The 3,951-nt window shown below is 35.2% G+C and carries 5 protein-coding genes; all 5 read right to left on the bottom strand.

Features of this window, described 5'->3' with window-relative positions:
- A partial coding sequence (locus tag ACIQ6Z_RS09450; RefSeq protein WP_396210635.1) for an MFS transporter occupies positions 1–879 on the bottom strand: 879 nt, incomplete at its 3' end.
- Positions 880–914: 35 nt separating this feature from the next.
- Positions 915–1,640, bottom strand: a complete 726-nt coding sequence (locus tag ACIQ6Z_RS09445) for a DUF1080 domain-containing protein (protein ID WP_396210634.1) — start codon at positions 1,638–1,640, stop codon at positions 915–917.
- An 11-nt stretch (positions 1,641–1,651) separates the two neighbouring features.
- On the bottom strand, positions 1,652–3,103 hold the full coding sequence (locus ACIQ6Z_RS09440; RefSeq protein WP_396210633.1) for a Gfo/Idh/MocA family oxidoreductase: 1,452 nt from the start codon (positions 3,101–3,103) through the stop codon (positions 1,652–1,654).
- A 38-nt stretch (positions 3,104–3,141) separates the two neighbouring features.
- Complete coding sequence (locus ACIQ6Z_RS09435; protein WP_396210632.1) at positions 3,142–3,507, bottom strand: c-type cytochrome; 366 nt, start codon at positions 3,505–3,507, stop codon at positions 3,142–3,144.
- Between the two features lie 13 nt (positions 3,508–3,520).
- On the bottom strand, positions 3,521–3,951 hold a 431-nt coding region (locus tag ACIQ6Z_RS09430), incomplete at its 5' end, for a sugar phosphate isomerase/epimerase family protein (protein ID WP_396210631.1).

Raw genomic sequence — 3,951 nt, 5'->3', positions numbered from 1 at the left:
ATAACGAATTGCCCAAGCTAACATTCCCACTAAAATAGTTTTCTTGAAACCATATTTAGTAAAAAATACAGGAATTAATAACAAAAATAAAGCTTCGGATATTTGACCAATAGCCATTTTACCTGTTGGATTTTCTAATCCTGCTTCAGTTAAGAATAGATTGGCATTTTGGTAATAAAAAGCCAATGGAATACAAATCAAAATAGAAGCAATAAAGAAAATTGCAAAGTTTTTGTCTTTCAATAATTTCAATGCATCCAATCCGATGATATCACCAATTTTAATTTTTTCATCAGAAACTTTAGGTGGAGTAGCTGGTAAAGTAAAACTAAAAAGTCCTAAAACTAAAGCAGCACCTCCAGCTAACAAAAAGGTATTTTTTAACATTCCTTGAGCCACATTTTCAGCAGCATCCCAATGGAAGATAAAACTAATAGATAAACCAGCTACAATCCATCCAATGGTACCCCAAACACGAATAGTTGAAAATTCTTTTTCAGGATCTTTCATTTGGTTAAAGGCAACTGAATTTACCAATGCCAATGTTGGCATGTACAAAATCATATAACTTAGAACATAGGTGTAAAAAATCCCAATATCATTAGATTGGTACATTTGGTACATTAAAAATGCCCCAACTAAATGCAATACTCCCAAGATTCTTTCAGCATTAAAATAACGGTCGGCAATCAAGCCAATAATAAATGGCGCAATTATAGCTCCCCAAGATTGTGTTGAAAAAATAGCCCCTACAATTGATCCCTCAGGATCTGAAAAATTAAACTTTAAAAAAGTTCCTAAAGTTACAAACCATGCTCCCCAGATAAAAAACTCTAGGAACATCATGCTTGATAATTTGATTTTATTGGTTGTATTCATAAAAATAATTGGGTTTGGTTAGTTAGTCTTGGGAATTATTTACAGCCTGTTGTAGTTTGCATGGTGTTCCATTCTTTGATCATGATATTGCGATACCACACGTGGTCACCATGATCTTGTAAGGCTATTTTACCTGTTTGAAAAGCTGCAAATCCAGGCCAAGAGGCAAATTTACTTCCAGCTACTAGTGCTTTAAATTTATCATCCCAAAGCATGGTTTCTACCACTTTTACTCCGTTCAATAGCATTTGTAACTTTCCGAATTTACAAACAATATCTACTGTATTCCATTCACCCACAGGTTTTACTGGTTCAGAAGTACTTTTGATTAAATCGTATAAATCTCCGGCTCTGTGTTTTTCGATTTTTCCATCAGGATGACCGTTATTATCTAAAACTTGCATCTCTAGACCAGTTTCGTAAGTGTTTTTGAATTTGGACAAGTCTTCATTAACATAAAATATGATACCACTATTTGCATTTGCAGCCACTTTCCATTCTAATTTTAAATGAAAATTTTCATACTCTTTATCAGTTACTAAATCGCCACCTTGACCATTCTTAGCAGCAGTTGGATCAAAATGTAATTCTCCATTTTCTACTTTCCAAGCAGATGTAGCTTTGTTTTTTCCATAGGTGTGCCACCCTGTGGTTGTAGTTCCATCAAATAAGGAAGTAAATCCCTTAGGTATAGCTGTTTGTGCGTTAGTTGTTTGCATCAAAATAGTTACTAGTGCTATTTTAAAAATATTCTTAATCATTTTAGTTTGAATTATAGTGTTAAATTTTTCCATCCTTCGCGGTAATCGCGTTTTACAAATTGATTGACTTCGTCAAAATTAGTAATGCGCATCGCATCATTATCCCATAATAATTTAGCTGAACGACCTGGGTAAACGTCTTCTCCTAACTCATCACGAACAATATCATAGCCTCTAATTGCTAAATTTGCCATTAATAAAGCTTCAGTTAACGGACCAGCAATTTCAAATCCAGAACTTACTTCTTGTTTACCATAGCCAGCAATAGCAGCTTCAACCCATTGTTTGTAATGGCCTTCCATTCCGTCTTTTACACGAGCATATTTCTGAGCTACTTGAATTTCTTCATTTCTGCTTAATGGTAACAATCTTGGATTTAATCCATAGGTATCGCACATCATTTTTCCTTTGGTACCAATAAATAAAGTACCATTTCCTCCGTCTCCAAAAATCTCATTTGGGCCTAATTCTTCAGGTCGAACAGGCTGGATACCACCGTCCATCCAGTGTACTTTAACATCACCTAATGTTTTATCAGTTTTAGGGAAGGTTAAGGTAACGTGACTTGAAGGTGGACAACTTTCTGGGAAATACCCACGTTTAAATTCGTCCACATAAACAGAACCCACACTACATTGAACGTCTTTAGCGTATTTTAAATTCAAAACACTAAATGGCGTTTCTAATAAGTGACATCCCATATCTCCTAGAGCACCAGTTCCATAATCCCACCAACCTCTCCAATTGAAAGGCACTAATTTGTCAACATAATTTTTGTAAGGAGCTGTTCCTAACCATAAATCCCAATCCAATTCTTTTGGTACAGGTTGGGCATTGGTTGACCAAGGAATACCTTGTGGCCAAACTGGTCGGTCTGTCCAAGCATATATAGTATGAACATCACCAATTAAACCCGCTTCATACCATTCTTTCATTGTTCGAGAGGCATCATTAGATGAACCTTGATTCCCCATTTGAGTAACTACTTTATATTTTTTAGCAGCTTGGGTTAAAATACGCGCTTCATAAATATCATGCGTCATCGGTTTTTGCACGTAAACGTGTTTACCCAATTGCATTGCCGCTAAACATTGAATAGCATGGTTATGATCTGGTGTCGAAACAGAAACTGCATCAAAATTTTTGTGCTCTTTGTCTAACATTTCACGCCAATCCTTGTAAAATTTAGCTTTTGGAAATGCATTCACACTGTTAGCCGCTCTTCGAGTGTCCACATCACATAAGAAACCAATATCGGCTTTTCCACTTTTATGAAACATCGCAATATCAGATTGGCCTTTTCCGCCTACACCAATTCCTGCAACTATTAGACGATCACTTGGTGCAACAAACCCTCTACCTAATACATGACGAGGTACAATCATAAAAGCTGCAGCAGCCATCGCAGATGTTTTTATAAAATCACGGCGATTATTTGTTGGTTTATTTTCTTCTTTTTTCATGGTTATTTTTTGTTAGTCAATACAAATACAATTAAGTATTATTTTTTCAAGCCTAAAATATATTTCGCCATTGATTTGGCATCCTCTTTTTTCAATGAAGAGTGAGCAGACATGGGCATTGTTCCCCATACACCAGCACCCCCTTTGATAATTTTACCTGCTAGATAGTCTACATTTTTATCGTTATTAGGATATTTTTTAGCAATTTCTACATAAGAAGGGCCAATCATTTTTTTATCCAACTTATGACAACCTATACAATCAGATTTGGCAATTAATCGTTCTCCATCATTAGATTGCTCTACAATAGCAGTTCTTTTGATGTATTTTTTGTCTGAATCTATTGTAGAAAAAGAAGCTAAAGTCAATACGGCTAGGCCAAGAAATAAAAAGTTACGTTTCATTTTTGTTTGTTTTTTATAATCCTAAATTTTTTCTATTCAATTGGGTGTTGGTTTCTACTGCAGCAAAATCATCAAACGCTTTATCAGTTACTTTAATAATGTGTTTTTTAATGAATTCAGCTCCTTCACGAGCGCCATCTTCTTGATTTTTGATACAGCATTCCCATTCCATTACTGCCCAACCTTTGTAATCGTATTGCGCTAATTTACTAAAAATGGTTTTGAAATCAATTTGTCCATCACCTGGCGAACGGTAGCGTCCTGCGCGGTTAGCCCAACTTTGGTATCCACCAAAAGTACCTTGTTTACCAGTTGGGTTAAATTCGGCATCCTTAACATGAAATGCTTTAATTCGTTCGTGATAAAAATCGATATACTGAATATAATCCAATTGTTGTAATACAAAATGAGATGGATCATATAACAAACAAGCTCTTGAATGAT

It is taken from the genome of Flavobacterium sp., from assembly GCF_044376915.1.
Lineage (GTDB): Bacteria > Bacteroidota > Bacteroidia > Flavobacteriales > Flavobacteriaceae > Flavobacterium.
The sequence above is the reverse complement of the archived record's forward strand: the minus strand, read 5'-3'. Positions and strand labels throughout refer to the sequence as shown.